This is a genomic window from Streptomyces sp. NPDC048664, from assembly GCF_040650555.1.
In the GTDB taxonomy this organism is placed as follows: domain Bacteria; phylum Actinomycetota; class Actinomycetes; order Streptomycetales; family Streptomycetaceae; genus Streptomyces.
The window spans coordinates 199,575-214,913 of record NZ_JBEZHK010000004.1; the positions used below are offsets into that span (position 1 = coordinate 199,575).

Annotated in this window: 16 protein-coding genes; 7 read left to right on the forward strand and 9 right to left on the reverse strand. The window is 68.5% G+C overall.

Annotated features, from left to right (window positions below):
- Positions 1-335: 335 nt before the first annotated feature.
- On the reverse strand, positions 336-1,328 hold the full coding sequence (locus AB0C59_RS06390; RefSeq protein ID WP_356583082.1) for an IS481 family transposase: 993 nt from the start codon (positions 1,326-1,328) through the stop codon (positions 336-338).
- 231 nt (positions 1,329-1,559) lie between these two features.
- Entirely contained in the window at positions 1,560-3,623 is a 2,064-nt protein-coding gene (locus AB0C59_RS06395) for a PhoX family phosphatase (protein ID WP_356583083.1), read from the reverse strand.
- A 420-nt stretch (positions 3,624-4,043) separates the two neighbouring features.
- Here AB0C59_RS06395 and AB0C59_RS06400 point away from each other — a divergent pair, with 420 nt between their 5' ends.
- The 6 genes from AB0C59_RS06400 (at position 4,044) to AB0C59_RS06425 (ending at position 8,932) form a co-directional block, all read left to right on the forward strand.
- Positions 4,044-5,015, forward strand: a complete 972-nt coding sequence (locus AB0C59_RS06400) for a PstS family phosphate ABC transporter substrate-binding protein (RefSeq protein ID WP_356583084.1) — start codon at positions 4,044-4,046, stop codon at positions 5,013-5,015.
- On the forward strand, positions 5,012-5,959 hold the full coding sequence (gene pstC, locus AB0C59_RS06405; protein ID WP_356583085.1) for a phosphate ABC transporter permease subunit PstC: 948 nt from the start codon (positions 5,012-5,014) through the stop codon (positions 5,957-5,959). Before AB0C59_RS06400 ends, pstC begins: the two co-directional genes overlap by 4 nt.
- The gene (gene pstA / locus AB0C59_RS06410) at positions 5,956-6,861 is read left to right on the forward strand and encodes a phosphate ABC transporter permease PstA (RefSeq protein WP_356583086.1); all 906 of its coding nucleotides are present in this window, start codon (positions 5,956-5,958) and stop codon (positions 6,859-6,861) included. Before pstC ends, pstA begins: the two co-directional genes overlap by 4 nt.
- Positions 6,862-6,923: 62 nt before the next feature.
- Positions 6,924-7,775 (forward strand): phosphate ABC transporter ATP-binding protein PstB, encoded by an 852-nt coding sequence (gene pstB, locus AB0C59_RS06415; protein ID WP_359654369.1) that lies wholly within the window; start codon positions 6,924-6,926, stop codon positions 7,773-7,775.
- A 58-nt stretch (positions 7,776-7,833) separates the two neighbouring features.
- Positions 7,834-8,625 (forward strand): response regulator transcription factor, encoded by a 792-nt coding sequence (locus AB0C59_RS06420; RefSeq protein WP_356583766.1) that lies wholly within the window; start codon positions 7,834-7,836, stop codon positions 8,623-8,625.
- 13 nt (positions 8,626-8,638) lie between these two features.
- Positions 8,639-8,932, forward strand: a complete 294-nt coding sequence (locus AB0C59_RS06425) for a hypothetical protein (protein WP_356583767.1) — start codon at positions 8,639-8,641, stop codon at positions 8,930-8,932.
- A 169-nt stretch (positions 8,933-9,101) separates the two neighbouring features.
- Here AB0C59_RS06425 and AB0C59_RS06430 read toward each other — a convergent pair whose 3' ends face one another.
- Positions 9,102-9,773, reverse strand: coding sequence for a three-helix bundle dimerization domain-containing protein (locus AB0C59_RS06430; protein WP_356583768.1), 672 nt, complete (start codon positions 9,771-9,773; stop codon positions 9,102-9,104).
- A 164-nt stretch (positions 9,774-9,937) separates the two neighbouring features.
- On the opposite strand from AB0C59_RS06430, the gene AB0C59_RS06435 reads away from it, so the two are divergent.
- The gene (locus tag AB0C59_RS06435; RefSeq protein ID WP_356583769.1) at positions 9,938-10,309 is read left to right on the forward strand and encodes a metalloregulator ArsR/SmtB family transcription factor; all 372 of its coding nucleotides are present in this window, start codon (positions 9,938-9,940) and stop codon (positions 10,307-10,309) included.
- 9 nt (positions 10,310-10,318) lie between these two features.
- Here the strand turns inward: AB0C59_RS06435 and AB0C59_RS06440 are convergent, their stop codons facing one another.
- From AB0C59_RS06440 to AB0C59_RS06465, 6 genes are all read right to left on the reverse strand, one after another.
- Positions 10,319-10,882 carry a hypothetical protein gene (locus tag AB0C59_RS06440; RefSeq protein ID WP_356583770.1) on the reverse strand — a complete coding sequence of 188 codons (564 nt, stop codon included), beginning with the start codon at positions 10,880-10,882 and terminating at the stop codon, positions 10,319-10,321.
- A gap of 21 nt (positions 10,883-10,903) precedes the next feature.
- The gene (locus AB0C59_RS06445; protein ID WP_356583771.1) at positions 10,904-11,908 is read right to left on the reverse strand and encodes an inorganic phosphate transporter; all 1,005 of its coding nucleotides are present in this window, start codon (positions 11,906-11,908) and stop codon (positions 10,904-10,906) included.
- 114 nt (positions 11,909-12,022) lie between these two features.
- Entirely contained in the window at positions 12,023-13,456 is a 1,434-nt protein-coding gene (locus tag AB0C59_RS06450; RefSeq protein WP_356583772.1) for an FAD-dependent oxidoreductase, read from the reverse strand.
- A 75-nt stretch (positions 13,457-13,531) separates the two neighbouring features.
- Positions 13,532-13,855 carry a thioredoxin gene (gene trxA, locus AB0C59_RS06455; RefSeq protein ID WP_356583773.1) on the reverse strand — a complete coding sequence of 108 codons (324 nt, stop codon included), beginning with the start codon at positions 13,853-13,855 and terminating at the stop codon, positions 13,532-13,534.
- A gap of 44 nt (positions 13,856-13,899) precedes the next feature.
- On the reverse strand, positions 13,900-14,877 hold the full coding sequence (gene trxB / locus AB0C59_RS06460) for a thioredoxin-disulfide reductase (RefSeq protein ID WP_356583774.1): 978 nt from the start codon (positions 14,875-14,877) through the stop codon (positions 13,900-13,902).
- Entirely contained in the window at positions 14,874-15,302 is a 429-nt protein-coding gene (locus tag AB0C59_RS06465) for an arsenate reductase ArsC (protein WP_356583775.1), read from the reverse strand. The genes trxB and AB0C59_RS06465 overlap by 4 nt, the downstream gene beginning before the upstream one ends.
- Positions 15,303-15,339 lie beyond the last annotated feature (37 nt).

The window sequence follows — 15,339 nt, forward strand, 5'->3', positions numbered from 1 at the left end:
GTGGAACCGAGTTCTTTGCTGGTGTGGGTGGCGGTCGTCCATGACGCTCACGAGTCCGCGGATCTTCCACAACGCCCTGGACATGGCTGGGATCGTCCTGGCGCTTGCAGCAGCCACCCTCGTTGACTCTTCGAGTCATCGCAAGCGGTCGTCGTCCAACCCTGCCATGGCAGGCACCTGGCATCGCCGACAGTGCTGCCCTCCGCTGCCAGGGACGGCGGTTGGCGTGAAGGCTACGGGGTGCTGGGCGGATGGGCCCGGGCGGCTCCGTGACCATGCCGGGTGGGTCTTCCAAGGCTGCTTCGCCTGTGCTCTGCCTAGGCGCTCTCAACGCTCTAGGTGTACTGCCCAGGGACGTTGGTCAACCTGGTGATGGGTGGTTTGCCGCCGGTTGCGGTGTGGGGGCGGTGGTGATTGTAGTGATGGAGCCAGGCCGGTAGTGCTTTGCGGCGGGCTGATTCGCTGGAGTAGAAGCGGCCCAGTGCCCAGCCGTCGGCGAGGGTGCGGTGGAAGCGTTCGACCTTGCCGTTCGTCTGGGGCCGGTAGGGGCGGGTCTTCTTCGGTGTGATGCCCAGCTCGGCGCAGGCTTGTGCCCAGTGCCGGGAGCGGTAGGCCGAGCCGTTGTCGGTCAGGACCCGTTCGATGCTCACTTGGCGGGCGGCGAACCAGTCGACCGCGTGGCCAAGGACACCGACCGCGGTGACGGCTGTCTCGTCGTCGCAGATCTCGGCGTAGGCGACACGGGAGTGGTCGTCGACGACGGTGTGGACGAATGCGGTTCCCAGCAGTGGTCCGCGGTATTTGTTGCGGGGTTTGCCGGGGGTCGCGGCACGGTTCTTGCGGCCCTGGGTGCGGCCGACGTAACGCCAGCCGCCGCCGTCGGGCACGTTACCGAGCTTCTTGACGTCGATGTGGAGCATCGCGCCCGGGTGGGGGTGTTCGTAGCGGCGGACCGGCTCGCCGGTGGCGCGGTCGATGTGGGACAGCCGGTTGATCCGGCACCGGGTCAGCACCGCGTGCACGGTGGAAGCCGGCATGCCCAGCCGTCCGGCGATCTGCACCGGTCCCAGTCGCTGCTTCCACCGCAGGTGAACGATCTTGCGGACCGTTGGTCGGGATGTGCGGGCCGGGCTGCGATGCGGCCGTGATGACCGGTCGTGCATGGCCGCCGGGCCAGCCTCGGCGTAACGGTCGGCCCACCGCTTGGCGGTGGGCCAGGAGACGTCGTAGCGCTCGGCCGCACGGGCCACTGGCCATCCCTCATCGACAATGAGACGCGCCAGGCGAAGACGTGCACGGGGCGTCAGAGCGGCGTTAGCGTGAGACACGAAGGCCTCCTGGTTGGCGGAGCGGTTCCTCGACAGCTCCACTCCACAACCGGAGGCCTTCGTCATCGGCCAGATTGAGACCGTGTCGTCACACAAACTCGACCAACCTGCCTGGGCAGTACATCTAGGGCAGCAGGACCAGGTTCTGCCTCTGGGGTAGACACTAACCGGCGCGCCCCTGTCGGCCTGGCCGACGACGGCTGCCAGGCCGGCAGGGATGTGAAGCCGTGGCTACCGGCGCTTTTCCTTCCAGACCGTCACGACGGACGGCCGAGGGATGCTGCCGGGTCCGTCGGGCCAGAGGGAGCCGGGGTTCTCGGCGGTGGAGCCGTCGGTCTCGCCCGGGTGCTGGGGTGCGACGAGTACGCGGTCCCTGGTGATGATGGGGCCGCAGCACTCGGCGCCCGTGGGGACAGTAAGGAACTGCTTGACGTGCCCGCGCTGGGAACCCTTGACGGGTACGGCGAAGAGGCCGTCGTTGAAGCCGAGGGCTGCGCCGTCGGTGGCGATCCACAGGTTGCCGTACTCGTCGAAGGCCACGTTGTCGGGGCAGGAGATCGGGCTGACCTGGCTCTTGTCGAAGCCGGCGAAGTACGTCGAGGGGTCCTCGGGATCGCCGCAGACCAGCATCAGACGCCAGCGGAAGCTCTCCGCCGCCGCGTTCCGGTGTCGTTCTTCGAGTTCGAGGACGTGGCCGTGCTTGTTGCCGGTGCGGGGGTTGGCCTCGTCCGGGCCCGCCTTGCCGGTGGCGCCTCGGTCTTTGTTGTTGGTCAGGGTGACGTAGACCCGGCCGGTGTACGGGTGTGGCTCCACGTCCTCGGGGCGGTCCATCTTGGTGGCGCCCGCCTTGTCGGCCGCCAGGCGCGTGAAGATGTACACCTCTTCCGCGCTCATCCCCGGCACGTGGGAGACGTTGCCGGTCGCGAGCGGGATCCACTCGCCGGAACCGTCGAACTCTCCGTCGGACGGGATGTTTCCGGTGCCGTCGATCTCGGTGGACGGGCTGTCCCCGGTGAACTTCGCGACGTACAGGGTGCCTTCGTCGAGCAAACGCAGGTTGTGCTCGCGTGCGGCCCGGCTGTGGCCCTTCTTGTACGCGTGCTTGGAGACGTACTTGTAGAGGTAGTCGAAGCGTTCGTCGTCGCCCATGTAGAGGGCGACCCGGCCGTCGCGGGTCAGGCGGGGCTCGGCTGCCTCGTGCTTGAAGCGGCCCAGCGCGGTGCGTTTGCGCGGCGTGGAGTGCGGGTCGTAGGGGTCGATCTCGACGATCCAACCGTGCCGGTTGGGCTCGTTGGGTTCCTTGGCGATGTCGAAGCGGTCGTCGAAGCGTTCCCACTTGCGTCCGCTCGCCCCGGTGGGCAGGCCGTAGCGGGCCAGGCGGGCCTTGGCCACGGGGTCCGTGACCGCGGCGGCGTTGGCGAAGTACTGGTTGAAGTTCTCCTCGCCGGACAGCACGGTGCCCCAGGGCGTGATGCCGCCGCCGCAGTTGTTGAGGGTGCCGAGCACCATGCGTCCCGTGGGGTCGGCGTTGGTCTGCAACAAGGCGCTGCCGGCCGCCGGGCCGGTGAGGGCGAAGGGGGTGGTTGCGGTGATGCGGCGGTTGAGGACGTCACCCACGACCGGCCACAGCCGGCCCGAGCGGCCGTCCTCGCGTACGACGAGGACGGTCAGGCCGTGGGCAGCCCAGGCGGTCTCGACCTGTTCGCGGGTGGGGGCGGCCGGGTCGTAGCCGTAGAACATGATCTCTTCGTTGGTGTACTCGTGGTTGACCACGAGCAGTTGCTGGTCACGCCGGTGAGGGACGTCCAGCAGGGCCATGTAGTCGGCGTTGTATCCGAACTGCCGTGCCTGCGCCCGTGCGCTCTGCTTACGGGCGTCGAAGCGGGGAGCTGCGGTGAGGACCGGGTCGCCCCAGCGGATCACGACCTGCTGGCCGTATCCCTCGGGAACGACGACGGCGTCGGCGGTGTTCGGGGCAACCGGGGCGAAGTCCAGGCCACGCGGGGAGCGCCAGCCGGACGGCCGTCCCTGGCCGGCAGCCGCAGGTGCCGTCGCCGCACCAGCGGCACCGCTCGCGAGAGCGATCACCGCGGCCCCCTTGAGGACTCCTCTGCGTGACAGCGCCCGTTTCACGACATCGCCGAAGTACGGATTCAGCGAACGGTTGGGTGCGTCGTGCGCGCACGCGTCGCCACAGCGGTAGCGGCAGGTCAGCGCAGAGCGAGCGGTGTTGTGGCTGGGGAGCACGGGCAGCTCGATGCCGCTCCCGGTGCGGTCGCCGGACTGGTCAAGCACGGTTGCCTCCACGCGATCGAAGTAGGGGTTCCCAGCCGCCTGAACATAGGCGGCGATCGATGCGTGACGCTAGAGGGCTGTCCTCCATCCGGGGGCGTCCGTAAGGTGAACCCCGGCCGAACACTGCCTGCCCGAAGCGTGCGCGTCGACCCGTGAGGCTAGCTTTCACTTACCTGCGCCTTACTGGTCCGGGCCGCCCGTGCCCCCATAAAAGGCCAGGTCAGGGGCTTGTAGTCATCTCCCGAATCTCCATAACAAGATCCTTCTATATAGATAAACCGCTATGATTCATGCGAGGGAAGGGTCTCGTACACCTTCTGTTCACATAGACTGGCTTCGATCCAAGTGTCCGAGCGGCGCGCACCGCGCACTCATCCAGACGGCCGGAAAGCTCCGGCAGACACGAGGATTGAGAGTCACGTGAACATTCCCACTTCGTTGCGCCGGGCCAAGGCTCCACTGGCCCTGACGGCTGCTGTGATGCTGGCCGCGAGTGCGTGTGGCGGCGGTGACGCCGGCGGCTCCGGTGATGGGCTGTCGGGCAAGGTGCTGATCGACGGGTCCAGCACGGTCGCTCCGCTGACGAGTGCGGCGGCTGAGTTCTATGCCGAGGAGCCGGGCAAGAACGAGGTCCGGGTTACGGTGGCCACGTCCGGCACCGGCGGCGGTTTCAAGAAGTTCTGCGTCGGTGAGTCCGACATCTCCAACGCCTCGCGTCCGATCAAGGACGAGGAGGTCAAGACCTGCGAAGAGAACAACGTCAAGTACGAGCAGTTCGCGGTCGCCAACGACGGACTCTCCGTCGTGGTCAGCAAGGACAACACCTGGGCCAAGTGCCTCACCGTCGAGCAGCTGAAGAAGATCTGGGAGCCCGGCTCCAAGGTCAACAACTGGAATCAGGTCGACCCCAAGTTCCCGAATGAGCCGCTGAAGCTCTTCGGCGCGGGCACCGACTCCGGCACCTTCGACTACTTCACCGAGGCCATCAACGGTGAGGAGGGCGCCTCCCGCACCGACTACAGCGGTACCGAGGACGACAACGTCACCGTGACGGGCGTGTCCGGGACCAAGGGCGGCATGGGCTACTTCGGCTACTCCTACTACGAGGAGAACAAGGACAAGGTGAAGGTCCTCGACATCGACGGCGGTGACGGCTGTGTCACGCCCAGCGTCGAGAGCGTGCAGGACGGCTCGTACAAGCCGCTCGGCCGGCAGCTCTACATCTACCCCTCGGACGCGGGTCTGAAGAAGAAGCAGGTGCTCGACTTCGTCGAGTACTACGTCGAGAACAACAAGAAGATCGCTGAAGACGCCCAGTTCATCCCGCTCAACGCCGAGCAGGAGAAGGAGCTCGAGGCGAACCTGGCGAAGCTGAAGGAAGCCGCCAAGTGACCGGCTCCACCACTCAGTCCGCCGCAGGGACTGGGCATCAGTCCCTGCGGCGGACACGCCCGCGCTACGGTGAAGCCGCGATCAAGGGCGTGCTGCTGACCGCGGCCCTGGTCTCGGTCGCCACCACGGTGGGCATCGTCGTCTCACTGATCCCCCCGGCCGTTGAGTTCTTCGACAACGTCGACCTGGGCGAGTTCTTCACCGGCACCAAGTGGACCCCGCTGTTCGCCGACAAGCACTTCGGTGTGCTGCCCCTGGTGGCCGCCACGCTCGTGATCACAGGCATCGCGCTGCTGGTCGCGATCCCGGTCGGTCTCGGCGCGGCGATCTACCTCAGTGAGTACGCCAAGCCCGGCCTCCGCAAGGTCCTCAAGCCCAGCCTGGAGATCCTGGCCGGCATTCCCACCGTGGTCTACGGCTTCTTCGCGCTGGCGTTCATCACGCCCCTGCTGCAGGACGTCCTGCCCAGCGACTGGTCGGTTTCGGTGCGCAACGGTCTCGCGGCCGGTCTGGTCATGGGCGTCATGATCGTGCCGACCATCGCCTCGCTCACCGAGGACGCGCTGTCCGCGGTGCCCCACGCGCTGCGCGACGGAGCGTTCGCGCTGGGCTCGGGCAAACGCACGGTCTCGGTCCGTGTCGTCGTTCCCGCGGCCCTGTCCGGCATCGTCGCCGCCTGCGTCCTGGGCATCTCCCGGGCCGTCGGCGAGACCATGATCGTTCTCATCGCGGCGGGTTCGACACCGGAGTTCACCGTGAACCCGCTGGTCGAGATGGAGACGATGACCGCCTTCATCGCACGTGCCGCCTCCGGCGACGTGCCGGTCGGCTCGATCGCCTACAACACCATCTTCGCGGTGGGCGCCCTGCTCTTCCTGGCCACATTCCTGATGAACATGATCAGCATTCGTCTGGTGCGCAAGTACCGGGAGGTGTACGAATGACCGCCCCCGTATTGCAGAAGCCGGCGCCGGCTTCCGGCCGCAGTCCGCTGGCCGGCCCCCGGTGGCGCCCGGGCGAGAGCCTGTTCCGCTGGGTGCTCCTGGCCTGCCTGGCCCTCGGTATCGTCTTCCTCGTCTCGCTGATGTCGTACATCCTGGTCGAGGCGTGGCCGCGGCTGGACTCGCGGCTGTGGGAGAACTTCCCCTCCATCCGCCGGCCGGAGAACGCCGGCGCCCAGTCCGCGATCTTCGGCACGATCTGGGTCATCTCCTTCACCGCACTGTTCTGCCTGCCGACCGGCATCATGGCGGCGATCTACCTGGAGGAGTACGCCGACTCGAACCGCTGGTACAACCGGCTGATCGAGCTCAACATCCAGAACCTGGCCGCCGTTCCGTCGATCATCTACGGCATCCTCGGACTGGGCCTGCTGGCCCGGCAGTTTGGGCTCGGCACCACGGTGCTGACCGCCGCGCTGACGCTGTCCCTGCTGGTGCTGCCCGTGGTGATCATCTCCTCGCGGGAGGCCATCAGGGCCGTGCCGCAGTCCATCCGGCACGCGTCCCTCGCGCTCGGGGCCACCCAGTGGCAGACCATCTGGCGCCAGGTGCTGCCCGCCGCCGTGCCGGGCATGGCCACCGGCGCGATCCTCGCCCTGTCCCGGGCGATCGGCGAGGCAGCCCCCGTGATCATGCTGGGTGCCGTCACGTTCGTCATGTTCAACCCCGAAGGGCTGCAGAGCGAGTACACCGTGCTCCCGGTGCAGATCTACAACTGGATCAGCCAGTCCCGCACAGAGTTCCACCACCTGGCCGCCGCGGCCATCATCCTGCTCCTTGGGCTCCTGCTGCTGATGAACGCCGCCGCGATCTGGCTCCGCAACCGCTACTCCCGCCGGTGGTGACCCGAATGCCGCAGACAACCAACAGCCTCGTCACCACCGCCACCTCTCCGCAGGAGACCGCCATGACCACCTCCTCCGACGCCCCCAGCGGCGGCACGAAGACCCCGCAGGTCACCTTCCGGGACGCCCCTCCGCTGACGAGCCCGGTCTTCGAGGTCGGCGGCCTGTCCGTCTTCTACGGCGACCACGAGGCCGTCCGCGACGTCAACATGACCATCGGACACCAGCAGATCACCGCGATGATCGGCCCGTCCGGCTGCGGCAAGTCCACGGTGCTGCGCTGCTTCAACCGGATGAACGACCTCGTGCCGACCGCGCGTGTGGCGGGTAAAATCCGCTACCACGACGAGGACCTGTACGGGAAGGACGTCGACCCCATCGAGGTGCGCCGCCGCATCGGGATGGTCTTCCAGAAGCCCAACCCCTTCCCCAAGTCGATCTACGACAACATCGCCTACGGCCCCCGGGTGGGCGGCTTCAAGGGCAACCTCGACGACCTGGTCGAGGAGACCCTCACCCACGCCGCGCTGTGGGACGAGGTCAAGGACAAACTCAAGACCTCGGCGCTCGCGCTCTCCGGAGGCCAGCAGCAGCGGCTGTGCATCGCCCGCACCATCGCGGTCAAGCCGGAGGTGATCCTCATGGACGAGCCCTGCTCGGCCCTGGACCCGATCGCCACCGCGAAGATCGAGGACCTCATGGAGCACCTCGCCCAGGAGTTCACGATCGTCATCGTCACGCACAACATGCAGCAGGCCGCGCGCGTCTCGCACCGCACCGCGTTCTTCACCGCGGACGTGGACGACAAGGGCGTACGCCACGGCCGCCTCGTCGAGTACGACGAGACCGAGCGGATCTTCTCCAACCCCTCCGACCAGCGCACCGAGGACTACATTTCCGGCCGGTTCGGCTGAGGCGATGTCCAGTCCGACGTCCGCCCCTTTGCGCGCATCACGTGAAGGAGTATTACGGGTGACACCCGACGCACATCGGCTGCCGGGGACCGCTGCGCAGCACGGTCCCGACGGCACGGAAGCCGACTCTGCCCCGGACCTGCTCCTGGCGGAGCCCGACAGGGATCTCGCCGAGAAGGCCACGGCCCGTTTCTCCCGTGCCGGCGTGCGCACCGTTGTGTGCCACGATGGTGCCGAGGCTCTCCTCCACGTGGGGGTGCGCCATCCGCGTACGGTGCTGCTCGCTGCTCCGCTGCCGGTCATCGGTGCGGCGAGGGTCACTGAACTGATCGCCCGCCTGCACCCCGTACCGGTGATCGTCGGCGCGGGCGCCGACGGCGCCCAGGAGGCCACCGCGGCGGTGGCGGCCGGCGCGGTCGCCTTCGTCGCCCGCCCCTACCGCGCCGAGGAGATCCTGCCCCTCCTCATGGGCGGACGCACCGGTGACGGGTCAGCGGAATCGCTGACTGTCGGTGACATCGAGCTTGACGTCGCAGGCTTTCATGTCTACGTCCGGGGACAGTCCCTGCAGTTGCCGGTCCGTGAATTCCTGTTGCTTCGCTACTTCATGGAGCGCCCCAACCGGGTCATCAGCCGCGCCGAGTTGACCAAGGCTCTGTGGGGCACCGAGGAACTCCCCAGCAACACCCTCACGGTGCATATCCGCCGGGTACGCAATAAGCTCCGAGACGAGGCGAAAAGCTGCTGCACCATCGACGCCATCCGCGGCATGGGCTACCGCCTGGAGTGCAGTTCCGCGGGCTCGGCGGGAACACAGACTCTGTCCTCCCGCCCGGCTCCGACACAGTAGCGGGCTCCGTACCGTGCCGGACACGCCGGAGGAAGACTCCTACCTCGACCTGCCGATCTGGGCCACGCGCTACCCCCGGTTCGGCATCGTCCACGGACGGCACCACATCCCCACCATCGGCACCCTCCTGCACCACAAAGGATGGTTCTCAACAAGCGTCAGTGTGCGGTTCCTGCCCACGGGACAGACCCAGTGGTTGACCTTCACCACTGACCGGGTGACCCTCATGGAGATCATCACCGCTCACAGCGCGGCCGAGGCACGGACACTGATCTCCCTGTGCCTTACGGACGCGTGTTCCCCCTAGACGCCGGCCGGCGGGCTGCATGGCGGTGCCCCGCCGGCCGGTTCAGTACTGCGCCGATGTCGCGCGCTTCCCGCCGAGCCGCTCGCCGTCGTCCCCTACGGAGGACGGAGGGCGACCTGGAGGAGCGGCCTGAGGCTCTGCGAGGGCACACCTCACCCCGGACGGGCCCTCAGGCGCGTGATGCCCCGGTCGGCAACAGCTCCCGCGCCAGTGCGTCGACCCGCGCGGCCAGCGCATCCCGCACCGAGCGCGCGGTCTCGATGTCGAGGCCCCTCAAATCCGGCAGGTCCCAGTCCAGATAGCGGCGGCCGGGGCGAACCGGACAGGCGTCACCACAGCCGAGCGTGACCACCACATCGGCGGCCGTCACCACTTCCGCGGTGAGCGGCTTGGGAAACTCCTCTCCCGTATTGAGCCCCTGCTCAGCCAGCAGCCGCTGCACCACGGGGGAGACCTCCGCGCCCGGAGCGGAGCCTGCGGTCAGCACCCGCACGGCGGCGCCGGCGCGGCTGCGCATCAGCGCTGCGGCCAGCTGGGACCGGCCGGCGTTCTCCGTGCAGACGAAGAGGACCTCCGGCACCGGCTTGGGCGACAGCCCCAGTCCCCGGGCCAGGGCGCCCAGCCGCTGGTCGGCGAACCGCTCGACCAGGACCGGCAGATGGGTCCCCACGCGCGCCCGGCGGCTCAGCAGGGCGGCGCACTCATCGACGTACTGAGACACGGTGGCACGCGAGAACGACCGACCGTACCGGTCCGACAGTCTGCTGGTGATCCGCCCCAGCAGGGCACTGGCGTCCCGGAGTGGCGGGGTCGGCCGGCCTAGGCCGCTTTGCTGCTCCATGGCGCACCTCCTCAGAGGGGGACTACTGGGCCCCCTTGAACTCGCAGCATAGGCAAATGTCTATGAATTGAGTAGGGTGCATCAAAAGTGAACGCTTGGTGAACAATGCTGCGTGAACCCCTCGGCCAGAGCTGGCCGCCCCGACCGGACCGTAGGGTGAATAGATGACTGTCACTACACAGGGCGCAGTGCCGGAGGCGGCGGCGAAAGAGTCGAGCGCCTGTACGCCTGCCCTGGCCTGCCTGCTCATCGAGCGGGAGGAGGCCGAGCGCCTGGCAGGCATGCTGAAGGCCATCGCGGACCCGACTCGCCTGCAGATCTTCCGTCTGATCGAACGGTCACCGACCGGTGAAGCGTGCGTGTGCGACCTGACCGAGTGCCTGGGTTTCAGGCAGCCGACCGTCAGCCATCACCTGAAGATTCTCACTGAGGCCGGGCTGCTCAACCGCGAGCGGCGCGGCACCTGGGCCTGGTTCTCCGTCAACCCCGACGGACTGCGCCGGCTCCGCGACATTCTTGAGCCCGCGCGCGACTAGCCGTCGCGCTTACGCGGAGACGGCCGGACGTACGTGCTTGGCGGTATGTCCGCGTGCTTCTTCGATGCAGCAAGCCAGAAGCCGGTACAAGGACCGGTCCGCCTCCCCGGGGGGCAGGGCGGCAAGTGTGCGCACCGCTGTTTCCACCGCCCGTCGCGCCGGACCATGCACACGTACCCAGCGCAGCACGCCCTCCGCTCGTCGCGCGGCCGCGTGAGGCGCCAGGGCCGTGTCCCGTCTCCTCCGGGCCCGGCGCTGTGCTGCACTGCCCGGGGGAGAGGCGGCAGCCACCGCATCCCAGCAGTGGTAGGTGATGCGGTCCTCCCCGGGCCGTTCCGGTCCGCTTTCCGCCAGGGCGGACGCGAGGGCAAGGAGCTCGCACCGTCCCTGATCGCTCATCGCGTCGTTGACCGCCCGCGCGAGCGCCCCCAGCAACGCGTCAGTACAGGCAGGGTGGTCGCTGAACTCTGTGCCGGCCAGGACGGAGACGTACTCCATCAGGCACATGCCGTCCTCCGGAGCCAGATGCGTGTACGGCTTCAGCAGGACCGGGTGTGAGTCGGGGTGGTTCATCGCACGCACCTCCATTGAGCGTCAGGTCCCGAGGGCCCAGTGAATGAGGAGATAGGAACCGGCTGCGGCCAGAGCGGCGCCCGGCATCGTGAGTACCCATGCGACACCGATGTTTCGGGCCACCCCCCAGCGCACGGCGGACAGCCGCCGGGTGGCCCCGGCGCCCAGCACCGCCGAAGTGATGGTGTGCGTCGTCGAGATCGGCGCGTGCCAGACGAACGCCGTCGCGTACAGCACCGAGGCGGCGGCCGACTCGGCGGCGAAGCCGCGGGGCGGGTCGAGGTGCACGATCCGCCGCCCGAGCGTACGGATGATGCGCCAGCCGCCCGCGTACGTGCCCAGCGACAGGGCGGCTGCGACCGCGCCGATGACCCACCACGGAACGTCGAAGTTGTCCTGGTGGCCGGCGGTGACCAGGGCGAGGACGATCACGCCCATGGTCTTCTGGGCGTCCTGAAGCCCGTGGCCGAGGCCCATTGCTGCGGCGGACACGGACTGCGCGATCCGGAAGCCGCGTGTCGTCCTGCTCGGCTTGGCGTGCCGAAAGATCCACAGGATGGCGGTGTGGACAAGGTAGCCGAGAACCACGCCGATCACGGGCGACAGGAGCATCGGCAGGACGACCTTGTCCAGAACACCGTTCCAGAAGACGCCGCTGGTGGCGGCGAGCGCGGCCCCGACCAGCCCGCCGATCAGGGCGTGTGACGACGAGGTGGGCAGGCCGAGGCGCCATGTCAGCAGGTTCCAGCAGATCGCGCCGATGAGCGCGGCGAAGACCACGGTGAGGCCGTGCGATCCGCTTGGCGTCGCGATGATGCCGCTGCCCACCGTCTTGGCCACCCCGGTGCCCAGGGCGGCGCCGACAAGATTCATGGTGGCGGCCAGCGCCAGCGCGGCACGCGGGGTCAGCGCGCGCGTGGACACCGATGTGGCGATGGCGTTGGCCGCGTCGTGGAAGCCGTTGGTGAAGTCGAATGCCAGGGCGATGGCCACCACCGCGACCAGAGCGGCCAGATCCGCGTCCATTGAGCAAAAACTCCGTCCGGGAGGAGCCGCGTCGACGCTCTGATCATAGATGAGCGTCGATGAACGGGAAAGTCGCGACTCCCCGGAACGGCAGATGCTTCTGGGACTGGAACGTCAGGGACCGATGAGCGCCCTGCGCTGCGAGCCGAGACGACGTTCCTGCACCCACGCCTGGGATGCCGTCTGGACGGCATCCCAGGGGGAGCCGAGCGGCGGGGTGTAGGAGAGGTCGAGGTCGCTGACGTCGTCGACGGCCATGCTGTGGAAGAGGGCGGTGGCGTAGGTGTCGACGCGCTTGGCGACCTCGGCGCTGCGGCGTCCCACGAGCTGGGCGCCGAGCAGCAGCCCGCTGTCTGCGTCTCCGGTGACACGAATGGAGATCGTGGTGGCGCCGGGGTAATACGCCTTGTGGTCGTCGGGGTGGCTGGCGGTCGTTGCTGGGGCCCAGCCCCGGCCGGCTGCTTCGGCCTCGTGCTGGCGCAGGCCGGTCCTGGCCGCGACGAGGTCGAAGACCTTCACGACCTGGGTGCCCAGACTGCCTTGGAATCGGCGGCTGCCGCCCAGCGCGTTCTCCCCGGCGACCCGGCCCTGCTTGTGGGCCGTCGTCCCCAGCGGCAGCCACGTCTTGCCCAGCAGGCGGTGTTGGGTGATCACGCAGTCCCCGGCCGCGTACACGTCGGGCAGTGAGGTGCGCATGTACTCGTCGACGTCGATCGCGCCCTTGACCCCGAGTCGGGCTCCGGCCGCGGCGGCGAGCTCCGTGTCGGGGCGAACGCCGACGACGACCAGGACGAGGTCGGCATCGCGGGTGAGGATCTCGCCGTCCGGTCCGGTGGCCTGGACCTGGAGCCGGTTGCCGGCGGGTTCGCGGGTGACGGCGGATACGGTGGTACGGGTGAGGACTTCGACGCCGTGGTGGGTGAGTTCGGCGTGGACGAGGGTGCCGAGTTCCGGATCGACGGTGGGCAGGACCTCGGGCAGGGCCTCGATCTGGGTGACCTGGATGCCGCGCGTGGTCAGGGCCTCGGCCATCTCCAGTCCGATGTAGCCGGCGCCGATGACGACGGCCGTTTCGGGGCGGCGCTCGGTCAGGGTCTGCATGACCTCGAAGGTGTCGCCCATGCTGTGCAGCAGGTGCACGCCGTCGGCCGGACCGAGCGCGTCGGGCCCGGCCAGCCCCTGGATGGGAGGCCGGGCGCTGACGGCACCGGTGCCGACGATCAGCGCGTCGTACGGCAGTCCCTCCGTCCGTCCGTCCGTGCCGCGCACCGCCAGCTGCTTGCCGGCCACGTCGATGCCTGTTGCCAGTGTGTCGGTGCGTACCTGCATGCCGGTGGCCTCGAGGTCCGCCAACGTGCGGTGGGCCAGGTCGCTCCAGTGGCCGACCTCGCCGGAGACGTAGTACGGGATGCCGCAGATCGAGAAGTTGGGGTAGGAGTCGGCCACCACCACGGTGACCTCGCTGTCGGGATCGAGCTCGCGGGCGCGCAGCGCGGCGCTGATCCCGGCGTCGCTGCCGCCGACGGCGACGATGCGTTTGCCGGCCATGATGTGCCTCCGTCCAGGGCGCCTGGGTGGGGTGCCTGGGCACCCCACCGTAGGCGGCCCGGCTCGTGCTGCTGGTCAGGTGAGGTGTTCGGCGAGTTCGCGTTCCAGGGCCGCCTTGGGCTTGGCTCCGACGATGGTCTGCACGACCACGCCGCCCTTGTAGACGTTCATCGTCGGGATGGACATCACGCCGTACTTCGCGGCGGTGTCCGGGTTTTCGTCGATGTTGAGCTTGACGACCTCGATCTTGTCACCGTGCTCCGCGGCGATCGCCTCCAAGGAGGGGGCGAGCTGGCGGCATGGGCCGCACCAGGCGGCCCAGAAGTCGACCAGGACCGGCTTGTCACCGGCCAGGACGTCCTGTGCGAACGAGTCGTCCGTCACGTTCTTGAGGGCCATGGCGGCCTCCTCTCATGCAGGTTGAACGGCTACGCAGACGCCGGTCAGGCGACGGCCGGGGTCTTCTCCGGCTCCGAGGGCCTGTCGTGGGCGAGTGCGGCCAGGTAGCGCTCGGCATCCAGGGCTGCCTGGCAGCCGCTGGCCGCGGCGGTGATGGCCTGGCGATAGGTGTGGTCGACGACGTCGCCGGCGCCGAAGACGCCCGGGAGGCTGGTCCGCGTGGAAGGGGCGGCCACCTTCAGGTATCCCGTGCTGTCCAGGTCGAGCTGGCCCTTGAACAGTTCGGTGCGCGGGTCGTGGCCGATCGCTATGAACAGGCCCGTCACGTCGAGGTCGCGGGTCTCGCCCGTGAAGACGTCGCGCAGGAGGACGCCGGAGAGCTTGCTGTCCTTCTCCTTGATTTCCGCGATCTCACTGTCGAAGGCGAAGGAGATCTTGTCGTCGGAGAAGGCGCGGTTCTGCATGACCTGGGAGGCCCGCAGGGTGGAGCGGCGGTGGACGACGGTGACCGAGCGGGCGAAGCGGGTGAGGAAGGTCGCCTCCTCCATGGCGGTGTCGCCGCCGCCGACGACCACGATGTCGCGGTCGCGGAAGAAGAAGCCGTCGCAGGTGGCGCACCAGGACACGCCCCGGCCGGACAGCGCGTCCTCGTTCGGCAGGCCGAGCTTGCGGTAGCCGGACCCGGTCGCGACGATCACCGCGTGCGCCCGGTGGACGGTGCCGGCGGTGTCGGTGACGGTCTTGATGTCGCCCGTCAGATCGACGGCCACGATGTCGTCGTCGATCATCTCGGCACCGAACTTTTCGGCCTGAGCCCGCATGTTCTCCATCAGTACCGGGCCGTCGATTCCCTCGGGGAAGCCGGGGAAGTTCTCCACCTCGGTCGTCGTGGTCAGTGCGCCGCCGACGAAGATGGCACCGCCGAAGACGAGGGGCTTGAGCTGGGCGCGGGCCGTGTAGAGGGCGGCCGTGTACCCGGCGGGGCCGGAGCCGATGACGATGACGTTCCGGATGTCGCTCACGCGGTGACCTCCGACTCGGGCGCGATCTCCTTGATCAGGCCCACGACCAGCACCTTGATCTCGTCGCGGATCGGGCGGACGGCCTCGACGCCCTGGCCGGCGGGGTCCTCCAGCTGCCAGTCCAGGTACCGCTTGCCGGGGAAGACCGGGCAGGTGTCGCCGCAGCCCATGGTGATGCAGACGTCGGACTCCTTGACCGCGTCCACGGTCAGCATCTTCGGCACCTCGGCGGAGATGTCGATGCCGACCTCGCGCATCGCCTCGACGGCGGCGGGGTTGACGTTCTCGCCCGGGTTCGAGCCGGCGGAGCGGACCTCGACGCGGTCGCCGGCCAGGTGGGTCAGCCACGCGGCGGCCATCTGCGAGCGGCCGGCGTTGTGGACGCAGACGAAGAGCACGGAGGGCTTGCCGGAAGTCTCGGACATCTGGGGATCTCTCTTGTCTCGCAACGAGTCAGGCCCG

Coding starts and splice junctions, on each gene's coding strand:
- AB0C59_RS06435 (WP_356583769.1), top strand. CDS start 9,938: ATGACTGTCACTACACAGGGCGCAGTGCCGGAGGCGGCGGCGAAAGAG.
- AB0C59_RS06440 (WP_356583770.1), bottom strand. CDS start 10,882: ATGAACCACCCCGACTCACACCCGGTCCTGCTGAAGCCGTACACGCAT.
- AB0C59_RS06450 (WP_356583772.1), bottom strand. CDS start 13,456: ATGGCCGGCAAACGCATCGTCGCCGTCGGCGGCAGCGACGCCGGGATC.
- pstB (WP_359654369.1), top strand. CDS start 6,924: ATGACCACCTCCTCCGACGCCCCCAGCGGCGGCACGAAGACCCCGCAG.
- AB0C59_RS06465 (WP_356583775.1), bottom strand. CDS start 15,302: ATGTCCGAGACTTCCGGCAAGCCCTCCGTGCTCTTCGTCTGCGTCCAC.
- AB0C59_RS06445 (WP_356583771.1), bottom strand. CDS start 11,908: ATGGACGCGGATCTGGCCGCTCTGGTCGCGGTGGTGGCCATCGCCCTG.
- trxA (WP_356583773.1), bottom strand. CDS start 13,855: ATGGCCCTCAAGAACGTGACGGACGACTCGTTCGCACAGGACGTCCTG.
- AB0C59_RS06430 (WP_356583768.1), bottom strand. CDS start 9,773: ATGGAGCAGCAAAGCGGCCTAGGCCGGCCGACCCCGCCACTCCGGGAC.
- pstA (WP_356583086.1), top strand. CDS start 5,956: ATGACCGCCCCCGTATTGCAGAAGCCGGCGCCGGCTTCCGGCCGCAGT.